Raw genomic sequence first — 14,862 nt, forward strand, 5'->3', positions numbered from 1 at the left:
CGCTGGCCGGCACGATCAGGGAAGCCAGCACTGCAACCGCACTCAGGTTACGCAATAGATGTTTTGTCACGATAAGTCTCACAGTTCAGTTATGCAGATGGTCTTGCTTGCGCAAGCTCGATTGAATGATTCGATCGGGGATCAATGCACACAGCACGATCGCCACGCCGGCCAGCACGCCCTCGCCGCCCTTGATATTGCGCAACGCCGTCATGACGTCGTAACCCAGTCCTCCAGCGCCGATCAGGGCAGCAACCACCACCATCGACAGGCTCATGACAATGGTCTGATTGATCCCCAGCAACAGGGATCTTCGCGCCAGCGGCAGTTGCACCTTCACCAGGGTTTGCCAAGGGTTCGCTCCATGGGCGATTGCCGCTTCCACGGCATCCTTCGGGACTTCCTGAATACCCAGGGACGTCAGACGAATCATCGGTGCCAGGGCAAAAATCACCGTCGCAATGACCGCCGGGGTCTTGCCCACCGAAAAGAACGCCACAGCGGGAATCAGATAGACAAAGGTCGGCAGGGTCTGCATGACATCCAGCAAAGGCGTGAGCAGCCTGCGGGCAAACGGCCGCTTCGCCAGCAAAATGCCGGTGGGTACGCCGATCACCAGTGCGATCAGCACCGACGAACCAACCAGCGCCAGCGTGGCAATTGTCCGCTCCCAAAACCCGAACAGGCCGATATACAACAACGCTGCGCTGCTGGTGAGCGCCAGGGCCAGGCCCGCCGAGCGCCATGCCAGCAATACCAGCGCCAGCGCGCAAACCGGCCAAGGCAGCCAACCGAGCAGGGATTCGATTCCTTCAATGACCGTGCGAACCGCAACGATCACGCCGACAAAAGCGCTCTCGAACGTCACCTGTGACCAACCGATAAAGTCATCCACGCTCTGTGCAGTCAGTAATAGCGCCTGGCGGCTGGCCGGGAACTGCATGAACGCCTGGGTGGTATCGGGCGTCAACACGCGCCAGATCACCAATGCCTGACTGACCAGCAGCACCGCCAGCGGCAACGCCCAACTCGAAACGGCGCGCCGCACCGGTTGACGGCTCAGCGAATACGCGGTGAAACGACTGGCCGCCAGCACGGCCAATCCCACCACGACCGATATCCAGGATGCGCTCGCAATGCCTTGCACCGCAGTGGCCAGAGCCGCGAGTTCTGCGGCGAACCCGAGCCAGAACAACCCGCCTCGGCCCCGCGCCGCCAGCGCTGCCGGCCCGAGCAACAGGGCTTGCCAGCCGCGCAAGCCCGGCTGAACCGGTTGCTCCTTCGGTGCCGTTTCGGGAACCTGACGTACCGCGCCACCGGCATCGTGCAATACCGGTGCGGCTGGAAGGCAATCGCGGAAAAAATCCGCGACCTCAGCATCGGCCGGCGTCTCGAGCAGCTGTTTCGGGGTGCCCGACTGCACCAGACGTCCCTGGCGCAATACCGCTATCCGGTCAGCGAGACGTACCGCTTCGGCAGGATCGTGGGTGACCAGCAACGTGGTGATCCCGCGCTCGCGTACCAAGGCCAGAAAGTGGCTTTGCAGGTCTCGCCGGATGGTCGGATCCAGTGCGCTGAAAGGCTCGTCCATCAGGAGAATATCCGGATCAGTCACCAATGCCCGCGCAAGTCCGACCCGTTGCTGCATACCGCCGGACAACTCGTGGGGATAATGCTCGCCCCATCCCTCCAGGCCCATCGCCTGTAACTGTCGGGTGGCCGCTGCGTGCCGGACGGCCTCGGATTCGCCGCGCAACTCCAGAGGCAGCGCAACGTTGTCCAGCACCGTGCGATGGGGCAAAAGACCAAAATGCTGGAACACCATGCCGATTCGCCGCGAGCGCAAATCCCGCAACGCTTTGTGGCTCAGGCCGCTGATAGCCTGACCTTCAATCAAGACCTCACCGCTGGTGGGTTCGATCAAACGATTGATATGGCGAAGCAAGGTCGATTTGCCGCTGCCGGAGGTGCCCATCAGGCACAGCACTTCGCCGCGTCGAACCTTCAAGCTGACATGGTTGACAGCCGGCAACGGCGATCCGCCTTTGCGCAGATAAGCTTTAGTGACGCCTCGCAGTTCGAGGACAACATCGCCCTCCTCGGCGCTATCGTCGATGGGTGGGGCCAATCGTTCAGGCAAGTCGATCTGTACCGTTGCCAAAGAGGTTTGAATAAGTGTCACGAGGGCTCCGGGCAACGAACCGCTGACGGCCAGATATGTGGCCGTTCAGGGTAGAAAAAATGGACAGGAGCCTCAGGCATGACCGCGGACAGGGCTGGCCTGAGGCAAAAAAACGCCGCAAGCGAGACGCTGCACGTTTCCTTTGCTAAAAGCTAAACGATCTTAAAAAGATTAAATAAATATCTTTTTGGAATGAGCTTAGGTCTTCCCATTGGCATCAAAGCAGCGACGCGCGCAGGTCTTGGCGTCACCGCCAGAAGCATGGAAATGGTACGGCCTTGGGTTGCTGCAGTGTTCGTTGGGGCGGATTGACCCTGAGCGGACACGCAGGTTGCGGTCGATGCAGGCCTTACGACACGGCGCTGAAGATGCTTGAGCTCTCTGCGAGTTGCCGCTCGGCCCGCAGAAAATCTACAAACGCCCTGAGCGGCGAAGGCATGTGACGGCGCCCGTGGTAGTAAAGAAAAGGACCGTCGAAGGCCTGCCACCAGTCCTCGAGAATCGGCACCAGTCGACCATCGGATAGCGGCTCGCGCAGAAAATCCTCGAAGGTATACACGATGCCCAGCCCGTTGATGGCCGATTGGATTTTCAAATCGTGCGATGACGTCAGCAATTGTCCTTGAGGCGGGATACGCACAACACGGCCGTCTCGGTGGAACTCAAACACGCCCACTTTTCCACTCTCGAATCGATGCCCGAGCAGGTCATGGCCCGGCAGTTCTTCGGGCTGAGTAGGCGTCCCACGTTCAGCCAGATAGCACGGGGCGGCCGCCGCAACGAAGCGCTGGCGACGTGGGCCGATGGGAACGGCGATCATGTCCCTGGCCAAGCTCTCTTCATAGCGCACGCCGGCGTCATACCCGCCAGCGTTGACGTCGACAAATGTATTGTCCATGACGACTTCGACGTTGACCCCTGGATAAAGACGCAGAAAACGCGCCAGCAGGTCGGGCAACAAAAAGCGGGCCACCGGCACTGGCACATTGAGCTTCAGCGTGCCGACCGGACGCTGAGCGTCGTCGTCCAGATCGTTGAAAGCAGCGTCGATTTCTTGCAAGGCCGGGCGCAGGCGCTCGAGCAATCGCTCGCCGGCCGCCGTTGGCGTGACGCTGCGCGTGGTTCGATTGAGCAGGCGCAAGCCCAGGTCGCCTTCCAGCCGACGTATGCAATCGCTCAGCGACGAGGCGGACAAACCCCGCTTCTGCGCCGCAGCTCGAAATCCCCCTGCCTCGACCACCGCAGCAAATATCGACACATCGGTAAGGTTTGGTTTACGCATGGATTATTCCTCCGCAGGCGGTTGACTGTACGCCATGCCGTACGGGCCATCCACCAATGCCCGACTTATCCTCGCGCACTCGTACACCGATACTGCTCACTCGCCCCGCAAACCGGGAACCTACAACGCGAGTGAGAATTCCCCGATGGTTCATTCACCCGTTACGCCGAGCATTACCGCAACCCAACGCATCCTCAAGGCCGTCCGGATGCTGTTCGCCATTTCCGCGCTGGCCAGCACACTGGCTGCGCAAGCCACTTCCCGAACAGAGCCGAAGCCGGACTGGTCAACCCAGGACATGCCCAGCCAGAATGGCCGCATCGTGCTGGTGACCGGAGGGACCAGCGGCATGGGCTATGAAGACGCGCTGGCCCTGACGCGAGCCGGTGCCGAGGTGATCATCGCCGCACGGAACGCCGAGCGCGGCCGCGAAGCGATCGCAAACATCAGGCAAGCCGTGCCCGAGGCGCGCGTGCAATTCGAAACGCTGGATCTTGCCAATCTGCAATCCGTGCGCGACCTCGCCAACCGCTTGCAAGGGCGTCTGCCAAGGCTCGACGTGCTCATCAACAACGCCGCCATCATGTCGCCGCCTGTTCGAGGCGTTTCGGCCGACGGCTACGAGATGCAGCTGGCGACCAACTACCTGGGGCATTTCGCCTTGACCGGCCTGCTGATGCCTCTGCTACGCAAAAGCGACGATGGTCGGGTAGTCAGTCTGTCGAGCATCGCCGCAGGGCGCGCCGTCCTGAACTTCGATGACCTGCAGGCTGAGCGCGCTTACGACCCGTTCACTACCTACAGCCAATCGAAACTGGCCGTACTCAAGTGGAGTATTGAGCTGCAGCAACGCAGCGATGCCGCCGGTTGGGGCATACGCAGCATCGCCGCTCACCCCGGCGTTGCCGTGACCGAGCTGATCGCCCGAGGGCCTGGCCTGGACAGTGAATTCGGCAAACAATGGGCTGTAGAGCGGGACATGTACCATTCCGCAGCGCAGGGCGCACTGCCCACACTGTATGCGGCGACGGCGCCGGAGGCCGTCGGCGGAGCCTACTACGGGCCCACCGGTGATAACGAGAAGCGCGGGCCGCTGGGCTTCGCCAAGATGCCTCCGGCCGCTGCCGATCGCTCGAATTCCGACGCGCTGTGGCAACTTTCCGAGCGTCTGACCGGCGTGACCTACCGTTGACCAACCCGGCACGGGCAAGCCGCGTGCCATTGCCTCGACACTCCTACAGGAGCGCAACATGGATATGTCCCTTCTCGCCCAACGCACGAGCGCCATCATCAATGCCGAGGTTCACGAGCTGCGCCCCGCGCTCAATGGCTTTGTGCTATTCGTTTGCCTGTTCGCCGGCTATTTCATGCTTCGTCCGATCCGTGAATCGATGGGCATCACTGCCGGCGTCGACAACCTGCAGTGGCTGTTCACCGCGACCTTCTTCGTCATGCTGGCGGCCGTTCCGCTGTTCGCCTGGCTCAGCGCACGCGTGCCGCGCCTGCATTTCGTAGACTGGGTGTACGGATTTTTCTGCGCCAACCTGCTGTTGTTCGCCGCCTTGTTCCTGGGCGAGGAAAGCCCGTGGCTGGCGCGAGTGTTTTACGTCTGGATATCGGTCTACAACCTGTTTGTCGTATCGGTCGCCTGGAGCCTGATGGCCGATGTATTCGACAGTGCCCAGGCCAAACGCCTGTTCGCTTTCATCGCGGCGGGCGCCAGCGTGGGTGGCCTGAGCGGCCCTGCTCTGAGCGCCTTGCTGATCGGTCCGCTGGGCGAGTCCGGCCTGATGCTGCTGGCCGCTGTTTTGCTGGGCGCTGCGATGTTGTTCAAGCGCCAGTTGATGCGCTGGCGTAATCGGGGTGGCGCAGGACGCCCAGGTGCAGCGCCGAGCGAAAGCCCCCGCAGGCCGTTGCCGGGCAATCCCTTCAGCGGGATGACGGCCATTTTGAAATCACCTTATCTGTTCGGCATCTGTGGCTTTGTGGTGCTGCTGGCCACGGTCACCACTTTCCTCTACTTCGAGCAGGCACGTGTTGTCGCCGACCACTTCCCGGACCGCGAGTCGCAGGTGCGCGTGTTCGGCATCATCGACTTTGTCGTGCAGGCGGGCGCCCTGCTCTGTCAGTTGTTCATCACTGGACGCGTCGCCCAAAAGCTAGGCGTCGGCGTGTTGCTGGCAATGGTGCCGCTGGTCATGTGCGCGGGGTTTATCGGGCTGATCTTCGCGCCCGGCTTTGGCCTGATCGCCGCGCTGATGATCGTGCGCCGCATCGGTGAGTATGCCCTCGTTCGCCCAGGTCGGGAGATGCTGTTTGCCCCGCTCGATGCCGAAAGCAAGTACAAGGCAAAGAACGTCATCGACACCGTGGTCTACCGCGCCGGTGACGCCATCAGCGCCTGGGCGAAAAGCGCGCTGGACGCGCTCGGCCAAGGTGCAGGCATGGCAGCGCTGGTCGGCGCGTTGTGTGCACTGCTATGGGGTCTGCTGGGATGGCGGCTCGGCGAGCGGGCGGACCGACGATCCAGTGTGTCGGCAGCGCGGCAAACCCCCGCCTAGTGTTCAAGAGTCTTTGAGAGAGCGGACGAACAACTTTTTGCTCGGTCGCTCTGTCCGTTCCCTTCTGCATTCGCAGATTGACTGACGGTTGGCTGCTTCACCAGGGAACTGCCGGTGCCAGGCATCGTCCGAGCTTAAGCGTTTAAGCAAACTGCTCGCCACGAGGTTTCCGTTTGAAAGCTGCCATCGTCAAAAAATACCGCCTGATCATCAAGACCCTGGGCTACGTGGGCTGGTCTCTGTTCTGGTTGCTGCTGTGGGACATCGCCGTCACCGTCGACTTCATGCTGTTCCTCAACGCCAAGCTGAACCTGCCGCTGATGCCGCTGACCTTGCTCGGTTCGGCGTTGATCGTATTGATCAGTTTTCGCAACAGCAGCGCCTACAACCGCTGGTGGGAAGCGCGGACGTTGTGGGGGGCGATGATCAACAACTCCCGCAGCTTCGCCCGGCAGGTGCTGACGCTGCTGGACGATGCCGGCGGCGAGGTGAATCCGGTCAAATCCACTCTGCTGCGCCGCCACGTCGCGTATGTGAACTGCCTCGCCGCGCATCTGCAAGGCCAGCCTTGTCCCGACGAGGTGCGGGCGTTTATTCCCGCCGAAGAGTTCGCCCGCAGTGGCACGACCAATAACTTTGCCAACGATATCCTCACCGGCTCCGCGACTTTGCTCGCCAAGGAATACAAGGCCGGGCATCTGGACAGTATTCGCCTGGCGCGGCTTGAGTCGACGCTGGTCGACCTGTCCAACAGTCAGGGCGGCATGGAGCGGATCGCCAATACCCCGCTGCCCTACCCTTACGTCTATTTTCCGCGGCTGTTTATTTCGCTGTTCTGCCTGATCGTACCGGTGGGACTGGTCGAATCCCTGGGCTGGTTCACGCCGCTGGCGTCGACCGTGGTGGGATTCATGCTGCTGGCCATCGAACGCATCGGCACCGATCTGCAAAGCCCGTTTCGCCACAGCGAACACCAGATTCAAATGGAAGCACTGTGCGAAACCATTGAAAAGAACTTGCAGTCGATGCAACGTGATTCGTTGGGTGATGTGCGCAGGCTTGAAGAGCAGGCTTGAGGCGCTGCTTTAGCAGCAGTGTGATAGCGGGTCTCCCCTTTTCTTTATCAGGTGCAGAGCGACTATTGATGAGAAGAGCGGATTAACTGACCTGGGTGCGCTCCAGGCCAGCCTTGGTGTTTCAGTTTGTGATCCTCGGTGCCTTCTCTTCTTCGTCGTAATGGCGGCGAAGAAATTCGCGGACCAGGACGGCAGTTCGTCTAGCGCTGGTCACCACAAAGAAATGTCCCTCACCTTTCAGAAGGCGAAGTTCTGAACGTCCAATTGTGCGGCGCAGGATATGGCCGTTGTACGCCTGTATTAACGGATCGCGGTCGCCGGCAAGAATCAGCGTGCGTTGAAGCAGCCGGGACAAGCGAAGCAGGCTTGTCCACAGATCGACAGGTTCAACTTCAAGCCCTTCGTTGTAGCCTGTGCGTTGTCATGATTTCTCCTTGCTGCACGTGTTGGTCAGGAGTCATGGCCTTGGACTTCTCATCAAGCACGGCGCCTTTGTCAATTTCCTCCAGCGGCTTCTTTGACTCTTCAACCAAGCCTTTCAATGATGAATGGGAGGTAAAGGGTCAACCCAAAGCCGTGTCGAGAAACATCATGACCCCGAAACCGAGCATCAACCCCAAGGTTGCAGGTGTCTCATGACCGTTGCGATGGGTCTCGGGAATAACCTCATGGGACACCACAAAAATCATCGCGCCCGCCGCCAAACCGAGCGCTATGGGATATCCCAATGCGAAGCTGCTCGAAATCCCCAAGCCGATGATCGCGCCAATGGGTTCCATCAACCCTGAGCCCACCGCAATAAGCGCAGCGCGAAGCGCTGAAATCCCGGTCACGCGTAACGCAAGCGCCACCGCCAGGCCTTCGGGAATGTCTTGAATGGCGATGGCAGTGGTTAGCGGCAATCCCACCTTCATATCGCCATTGGCAAAGCTCACTCCAATGGCCATCCCCTCCGGCAAGTTATGCAGCGTGATTGCCAGGACAAACAGCCATACGCGATTGATGCGCTGCGCCTCGGGCCCACGGCGACCGCTTTTCTCATGTTCGTGAGGCACGAATCGATCCAGACCGACCATCAGCGCTACCCCCAGTCCCAATCCTGCGACGACGACGCAGGCTGCGAGCAACTGGTTACCGTACAGCGACTGGGCTGCTTCGATGCCCGGAAGAATGAGCGAAAACGAACTGGCGGCCAGCATCATTCCGGCGGCGAAGCCGAGCATGATGTCCTGCGTTCTGGCGGCGATATCGCGTAACGCAATCGCTGCCACCGCACCTATGGCCGTGGCAGCGAAGCCTGACATGCCGCCGAGAAATGCAAAGTGCAGATTTTGTTTGTTGGCGCCGACGAAGGCGCCGTACCCGCTAATCAGCAGGCAAAGCGTCACGCCAATCAGAATTGACCAGAAGGCTAGCCCGCCCCATCCGGATTTTGAGAGTCGAACAAACCGTGAGCGAAGTGTTGCGCCAGATGAGGTCAACGGCTCGGACATCGCACCCTCCTGTTTTCTTGAGTTGGAAAAACCGCACGCCCTTCGGCGTGCGGTCGCGTCATTAAGGTTGTGGTTCGCCTTGCACACCCGCCCCCAGGTCCGCACCCGTGATCGGATTGCTGTCTGGGTCGGACATCGTCCTGGCTTTCATGTCCATGAGCAACGCTTCATCCTCGGCGCTCAATTGCACAGTCGCGGTGCCCTCGCCTCCATCCACCGCCGGCGCTGGATTCTCTACGAACTCCCAGTCCTCCCCTTCGTTCCACGGCCCGCGGGGGTAGTGAACAGTGTCGTCGGCAATAGACATGAGCTGAATGACCTCAGTGATAATCCTCACCGGCGACCGCACGCAGATAGGCCGCATCTGCCTCCCTTCTCAGGTCACGCCATTCGGAATCGGTCAACCTACCCAACCGATGCATCTCATCAGACTGGCGTAATAGCTCCTCGTGATAGGCATCGGGACACTCCATGCGTAACGCTCGATTCTCCAACGCACGATGCCAGGCATCCAGGGCTTTCAATCTGGATTCCTGCTCAAGCGTCAGTTGATTCTTGAAAGCATTCATTTCACCTACCCCGAACATTTCCCGGTTGAGCAACAGTTTTCGAATTAGGTTCAAAAGGTCTGACGAAGAACAGCCTTTCGGTAATCTCGATGGAACGTTGCGCCAGGCCCCGTCCTCTATCGCAACACCAGCGAATCTGAGGATTTCATCATGATCGACCCAGCAACCGGTATGAAGGCAGGCGAGCGCTACACCATAGACAGTCTCGAACGCACACGACATTTCCCGGGTTTCTTCCTCGACGGAAAATATTACCTTGGCCCGGAATTGATGACGGCCATAGGTTGGCTGGAAGGAAAGCAGTTTTATTACGATGAGCTTGATCCCACGGGTGAGCCGGTGTTTCCCGATCGACTCGCCGGGACTGTCGAAGACCTCACCCTGACTCTCGTGGACGGTGCGCGATTGCCCTTGAACGAAATGCCGTACAGGGCAGATGTCGACTCCCCTGCCAGTCCAAGCGGTCTTACTCCATCGCCATCACGGCATCGCCCTGCTCCGGCAAGCGATCAACTCGGAGTCGAGGGCGTCCGGATGTCAGGTAAACATCCGTATCCAATACTTCTGGCGGCAGGCGCCGCGCTAGTACTGGGAATACTGCTTGGAGTCAAACAAGCCAATCGCCTTCCTGCCCGAAAACCGAGATAGCCGTCCTTGCTGATTTTTTGGATAAGTGCTCTTTGAACGATCGGAGACAGGAATGTATCCAGTGACACCAGACGGTCGCTACTTTGTTGTCAAAGGCCAGCTATGGCGATGTTCCAACCCATCATTGGATGAAGATGTGCGCCAGCGTCTTGTCGATACGCTTATGGCCGCTCGACGAGAGGTCAAGAACGCCAAGGGTTCGCAAGACGCGTCGCAACTGAAGCGCGTTCGGGAAAAGGTACAAATGGCCAAAGTGGCCCTCGGGGAACGGGGGCCTGTCTGGTGGACTGATGGAAGCCCGGACTTCAACCGGCGGCTAGTCATCAATTCCCCTTATGCCGAATGGTTCAGCTCGCTCCAAGAGGCTGATTAACTCTCGGCGTAAGGCGGGATTCTGATGATGTTCCAGTGTTGCTCACAACCGCCGATCCAAGGCATTGAATGCACCCATACAACCGCTCGCCCTGGCACTTGTATAACTTAGCCAAGTTAACGCTGCGGTAGACAGGGAAAGCGCTTGCAAGCCTAGCCAGGCTCCACTGGCGCCGGCAGTGCCACTCTTGCACAGGCGAAAAGCAGCATGCCTGTCAGGATCAATGCGCCTCCACGCATCCAGGTTTCCAGACTTTGCTGACTAAGCAGTACCAGGCACGAGACGATAGCCAGTAACGGAACCCACGTAGGTACTCGAAAGTGATCTTCCGCAACCTCGTCACGGCGCAGGATCAACACGGACAAATTGGTACTGAGAAATACGAACAGCAGGAGCAGGACGACCGTTTCAGCGAGTGTGGCTAGCGTCCCCGTCAGCGTGAGCCCGATTGCCACGAGGGTGGTAGCGATCACTGCTATCCACGGGGTGCGTCGTTGAGGCAGCACCTTGCTCAAGGCATTCGGCAAAAGTCCAAGGCAGGCCATGCCATAAGTAAGGCGGCTGGCCATTATCATGGTTAGAAGTGCACCGTTGGCTACCGCGACCAATGCAATAAAGGCAAAGACGCGAGGCGGGATGTTCAAACCTGACGCCCGAACCGGGCTGGAAGTCAGGCGGCTCCACTCTCAAGCAATGGAAATTCGCGTATCACTAAAGTTCACATATCTTGCCAGGGTGCAAGTAAAAGGCGCCTCACTTACACCCTGATTAGAGTTATGGAATTCCTCTCAAGTAGCTAAAAATCGAAAACAAAAAAAGGCCGTAATCAGGCCCTTTTGTGTTCAAACCAAAATCATTTGGTCAGCCAGGACTCCACAGTGTCGGAGCCGTGCTCTGCTTTCCAATCCTTCAGCGTTTTATGATTGCCGCCTTTGGTTTCAACAACTTCCCCAGTGTGCGGATTTTTATAGACCTTCAACTGGCGAGGCTTGCGACTGCCGGCTTTGGACCCGGCGGCTGGAGCGCGACGACCTGCTTGCGGATCAAGCAGGTTGATCACGTCCTTAAGGCTGTAGCCGTATTTTGCGAGCAAGTCGCGCAGCTTCGTTTCGAACTCGATTTCTTTCTTGAGGCCAGCATCACCCTTGAGGGTTTCGAGGGCCTGGAGCTGTTCGGCGAGGTGTTTTTCGAGCTGGCGGAATTCGGCAAGTTTAGACATGAAAAAATCTCGATGTGGGTAATAGCTGAAGGTTACACCATAAATCACGGACCGCACTTACAAGGACTGGCGCTGGGTCTTTACCTGGACAGCCTCAACAGGCCTTGAATTGATTTCCTGTGAATGTCTTATCGATGAGTATCCGCCTCCTCAGCCGGATAAAACTCACCTTCCTTCCCTATCCTTTTGAGCTGTTCGCGCACCATCAATTCAACGCTGGCAACTGCGGCTTGATCGTCAGGGTCGACCAGCTGCAGGCACAGGCGCTGGATATTCTGATCGTGGGTGCCCTCACTCATCATCTCGTGCGTAAAGACTTGTTCACCTCGCCATAGGCAAAGTTGAGTATGAGTTTCGCCGAGCCATATTTCGTTGATTGATCTGAGGTCGGTGGTAGCCAGTTGATCGACAGTGATTGTCTTATCCATTGCGCTGTACCTTACCAATGAGTAGATACAGATAGACTTACGGGCCCAGGGGTTGTTCCAAGTGAAGGCAGTTCACTGCGATTTCCGATGATGACGAAACCATCCCGTTCGTCCGCTTCGAGCCCTTCCTGCACCTCAGCCAAACCCGCAAAGAACATCGACTTCATGATCAGAAATACCGCCGGTGGTAAATCACCCACTCATCAGCAATTGAGGCTATGGAATCACCAGAGTGATCGAGCAACGCTTTGATCTGCGAATTCGCCGGGGCGAATCGATCAGTAATGAGATGACCAGGCGTTTACGGCGAAGGTGTATGGCAACAGAGCGCGCGCGCGAGACCTTGCCAAGGAAACCGAAAACGCGTTTAGCGACTACGACAAGCGACAACAGCGACTATAGTCATTGGTGAGCCAGAGCGAATCCTGTCGCTGCTCTCCCCACCTGGCCCTCAATTCAATACCGCGAAAGCACGGCGGGCGTCGTCGTGCTTCTGGACGCGGAGTATGAACGTCTTGCTGCCGAAAACACTCAGGCTCAGGCTGAGATCGTGGCAGCGTTGCCTCTTGTAAATCCCTTAATGGTGGATGGAGTTATCCCCGCCGGGCAAGTCGCATCCCCCCTGAGTAGACCCCAAACTCCTATCTATCAGGGCTCAAGCAATGAACACTTCAGAATTTGGTGATGCAGAGGAAACGAAAGACGACCTGGTTCAGGAGCCGCTGCCAGCCGGCACCGTAGCGCCCGACTTCTTACTGTATGCGACTCCCGATCAGCAATTGTCGCTACGCGAGCTGAAGGGAAATCCCGTGATACTGACGTTTTATCCCGCCGATTGGAGTTCGGTTTGTGGCGATCAACTGACCTTGTACAACCAGTTGCTTCCCACATTCAGAGAATACGGTGCGACGCTCCTGGGGATCTCAGTCGACAGCGCCTGGTGTCATCAGGCCTTTGCCAAAGATCGGAATTTCCACTTCTGCCTGCTGGCCGATTTTGAGCCCAAAGGAGCTGTGGCGCGACGGTATGGAGCGTACGACTCCCATTTGGGCGTTTGTAAGCGGGCACTGTTCGTGATTGACAAGGAGGGAGTGATCACCTGGAGCTACATCTCACCAATGGCAATCAACCCAGGGGCGGACGGCATTCTGGATGCGCTGGATGCGCTGGCGAATGCACCAGAAAGCACGCCAACCAAAAATTAACAGGTGATCACATGGCCTCTCTCAAAGTGCCGGTAAGTGCCAACGACCATCGCCAGGGAAGCGCGCATGCCAAAGTCACCTTGGTGGAATTTGGCGATTATGAATGTCCCTATTGCGGTTTAGCGTATTGGGTCGTCAAAAATCTCCAACAGCGTTTTCGCAACGATTTGCTCTTCGTGTTCCGTAACTTTCCCCTGACCACCGCCCACCCGCACGCAATGGGTGCAGCCGTCACCGCTGAATATGCAGGGAGTCGAGGACTCTTCTGGGAGGCTCACGACGAACTGTATGAAAATCAAGATCGATTGGGCATGCCACTGTTTCGGGCCATCGCTCTAAAACACGGTCTCTCCAGTGAAGAACTTTATGTTGCGCTGCAGGAAGGCACTTACCTGGCCAAAATAAAATCCGACTTTAATGGCGGCGTACGGAGCGGCGTTAACGGCACCCCCGCGTTTTACATTGACGGGCTTCGCTATGACGGGGTTCCAGAGTTCGCCGAAATGAGTCAGATGATTGAGCGTTCGTTGGTGAGTTGACGAAATGGCCGGATAGTCAATTCGCCTGATAGTTCCCCACCGTAATCGAGGCGGCATGTACGGCTGTTGAACGGCAGCATCTGCCCGATCCAATTGGCTCGCTGCTGCGCACTCGCCATTTGGCCATATACAGATCGCCAACACGGAGCCAGCAGCGAATGAAATCCTTGAAGTATTATGAAAAAAACCGACACGCCACATGGTTAGAGTTGTTTTTTGACCTGATTTTTGTTGTTGCAATTGGCAAGGTTACGCACACTCTCGGACATCTTCATCACGGCCATTTTGAACAGGAGCAATTATGGACATTTTTACTGCTTTTTGTTCCATTATGGTGGATCTGGTCCAGCCACACGATTTACTCAAATAGGTTTGATACAGACAGTAATCTTCACCGCTTGGCAACATTATTTATAATGTTGCTGCTCATTGTGCTGTCTGCACGGATTGGGGAAGAGTTGGAAGTCAACTATGCGCTTGTTATTGCCTGCTATTTTGGCATACGTGCCATTATCAGCATCATGTACATTTCGTCCATAAATAAATTCGATCATCATAGCGAATTCTCCTCCAGGCTTGGCTTTGCCCTGTTAGTTAGTGCAGCTATTAGTCTTTCATCCATTCTTTTTGAACCACCCATGCGTTACCTTGTCGCTTACATTGGGATTTTTCTTGATATTCTGCTCCCTTTATTTTCTTGGGGTAAGCTAAAGCCATTGCCCGCACATACAGAACACTTGGTTGAACGAATAGGTTTACTCACCCTCATCTTATTGGGCGAGTCGGTAATTAGCCTTTCTGGAGGGTTATCTGACATTCAATGGGATCGTTATAATGTGATGGCAGCAATCACCGGATTCATCATGATCTGCAGTATATGGTGGATATATTTCGATAGCTTTTACTTGTTGAGCAAAAATGAAAGCAGCATGAGTGGACACTCCTTAATCTACTCGCACCTTTTTCTATTTGTGGGTCTGGCACTTCTCGCAAATTTGATCAGGCATGCGATCTTGAATGACATTGCGATGCGCGATTTCCAGATTGCGTCAATCATCGGCATGGCTTTGTTTTTCTTAGGCAAGCAATATGGCTACTTCATAGCGGTACCTAAAATAAGGAAATACATACTACAAAATACCTTGATCGTGTTTTCTCTAGGTGGGTTGGTTATATTCCTACCCCGTATTGAGTACATATTGGTCGGCCTGACAGCCACCATGATCTGTTATGTTTTGTTGAATTTCAGATATCGTTAAATGTTTATTATTCGAGCATGGAGCTCGC

Annotated in this window: 14 protein-coding genes and 3 pseudogenes; 9 read left to right on the forward strand and 8 right to left on the reverse strand. The window is 56.9% G+C overall.

Features of this window, described 5'->3' with window-relative positions; all coding sequences use genetic code 11:
- Positions 1–85: 85 nt before the first annotated feature.
- Positions 86–2,146 (reverse strand): ATP-binding cassette domain-containing protein, encoded by a 2,061-nt coding sequence (locus ACM6JM_RS09765; protein ID WP_414881913.1) that lies wholly within the window; start codon positions 2,144–2,146, stop codon positions 86–88.
- A 385-nt stretch (positions 2,147–2,531) separates the two neighbouring features.
- Complete coding sequence (locus tag ACM6JM_RS09770) at positions 2,532–3,464, reverse strand: LysR family transcriptional regulator (RefSeq protein WP_011334195.1); 933 nt, start codon at positions 3,462–3,464, stop codon at positions 2,532–2,534.
- A gap of 145 nt (positions 3,465–3,609) precedes the next feature.
- On the opposite strand from ACM6JM_RS09770, the gene ACM6JM_RS09775 reads away from it, so the two are divergent.
- From ACM6JM_RS09775 to ACM6JM_RS09785, 3 genes are all read left to right on the forward strand, one after another.
- Positions 3,610–4,656, forward strand: coding sequence for an SDR family oxidoreductase (locus tag ACM6JM_RS09775; RefSeq protein ID WP_050761160.1), 1,047 nt, complete (start codon positions 3,610–3,612; stop codon positions 4,654–4,656).
- A 58-nt stretch (positions 4,657–4,714) separates the two neighbouring features.
- Positions 4,715–6,025, forward strand: a complete 1,311-nt coding sequence (locus tag ACM6JM_RS09780) for an NTP/NDP exchange transporter (RefSeq protein WP_011334197.1) — start codon at positions 4,715–4,717, stop codon at positions 6,023–6,025.
- A 173-nt stretch (positions 6,026–6,198) separates the two neighbouring features.
- Positions 6,199–7,101, forward strand: coding sequence for a bestrophin family protein (locus ACM6JM_RS09785; protein ID WP_011334198.1), 903 nt, complete (start codon positions 6,199–6,201; stop codon positions 7,099–7,101).
- Positions 7,102–7,664: 563 nt separating this feature from the next.
- Here the strand turns inward: ACM6JM_RS09785 and ACM6JM_RS09790 are convergent.
- From ACM6JM_RS09790 to ACM6JM_RS09800, 3 genes and pseudogenes are all read right to left on the reverse strand, one after another.
- The gene (locus tag ACM6JM_RS09790; RefSeq protein ID WP_074690565.1) at positions 7,665–8,594 is read right to left on the reverse strand and encodes a ZIP family metal transporter; all 930 of its coding nucleotides are present in this window, start codon (positions 8,592–8,594) and stop codon (positions 7,665–7,667) included.
- Between the two features lie 61 nt (positions 8,595–8,655).
- Positions 8,656–8,868 (reverse strand): annotated as a pseudogene (locus ACM6JM_RS09795) (manganese catalase family protein); the annotation flags it as partial.
- 46 nt (positions 8,869–8,914) lie between these two features.
- Positions 8,915–9,163: a hypothetical protein gene (locus ACM6JM_RS09800; RefSeq protein ID WP_177421618.1), complete on the reverse strand. Its 249-nt coding sequence runs from the start codon at positions 9,161–9,163 to the stop codon at positions 8,915–8,917.
- A 150-nt stretch (positions 9,164–9,313) separates the two neighbouring features.
- On the opposite strand from ACM6JM_RS09800, the gene ACM6JM_RS09805 reads away from it, so the two are divergent.
- A complete protein-coding gene (locus ACM6JM_RS09805) occupies positions 9,314–9,811 on the forward strand; it encodes a short chain dehydrogenase (RefSeq protein ID WP_414881753.1) in 498 nt (165 codons plus the stop codon).
- Between the two features lie 52 nt (positions 9,812–9,863).
- Positions 9,864–10,184 (forward strand): hypothetical protein, encoded by a 321-nt coding sequence (locus ACM6JM_RS09810; protein WP_414881754.1) that lies wholly within the window; start codon positions 9,864–9,866, stop codon positions 10,182–10,184.
- A gap of 152 nt (positions 10,185–10,336) precedes the next feature.
- On the opposite strand, the pseudogene ACM6JM_RS09815 reads toward ACM6JM_RS09810, so the two are convergent.
- The 3 genes and pseudogenes from ACM6JM_RS09815 to ACM6JM_RS09825 form a co-directional block, all read right to left on the reverse strand.
- Positions 10,337–10,843 (reverse strand): annotated as a pseudogene (locus ACM6JM_RS09815) (amino acid permease); the annotation flags it as partial.
- 194 nt (positions 10,844–11,037) lie between these two features.
- A complete protein-coding gene (locus ACM6JM_RS09820) occupies positions 11,038–11,403 on the reverse strand; it encodes a histone-like nucleoid-structuring protein, MvaT/MvaU family (protein WP_039768520.1) in 366 nt (121 codons plus the stop codon).
- A gap of 128 nt (positions 11,404–11,531) precedes the next feature.
- Complete coding sequence (locus tag ACM6JM_RS09825) at positions 11,532–11,831, reverse strand: hypothetical protein (protein ID WP_039768521.1); 300 nt, start codon at positions 11,829–11,831, stop codon at positions 11,532–11,534.
- Positions 11,832–12,179: 348 nt separating this feature from the next.
- On the opposite strand from ACM6JM_RS09825, the pseudogene ACM6JM_RS09830 reads away from it, so the two are divergent.
- The 4 genes and pseudogenes from ACM6JM_RS09830 to ACM6JM_RS09845 all read left to right on the forward strand — a co-directional run.
- Positions 12,180–12,461: pseudogene (locus ACM6JM_RS09830) on the forward strand (TolC family protein); the annotation flags it as partial.
- A 32-nt stretch (positions 12,462–12,493) separates the two neighbouring features.
- A complete protein-coding gene (locus tag ACM6JM_RS09835) occupies positions 12,494–13,036 on the forward strand; it encodes a redoxin domain-containing protein (protein ID WP_414881755.1) in 543 nt (180 codons plus the stop codon).
- A gap of 11 nt (positions 13,037–13,047) precedes the next feature.
- Complete coding sequence (locus ACM6JM_RS09840; RefSeq protein WP_414881756.1) at positions 13,048–13,575, forward strand: DsbA family protein; 528 nt, start codon at positions 13,048–13,050, stop codon at positions 13,573–13,575.
- A gap of 158 nt (positions 13,576–13,733) precedes the next feature.
- A complete protein-coding gene (locus ACM6JM_RS09845) occupies positions 13,734–14,834 on the forward strand; it encodes a low temperature requirement protein A (protein WP_414881757.1) in 1,101 nt (366 codons plus the stop codon).
- Positions 14,835–14,862 lie beyond the last annotated feature (28 nt).

This window comes from Pseudomonas sp. IT-P2, from assembly GCF_949767575.1.
GTDB classification, from domain to species: domain Bacteria; phylum Pseudomonadota; class Gammaproteobacteria; order Pseudomonadales; family Pseudomonadaceae; genus Aquipseudomonas; species Aquipseudomonas pharyngis.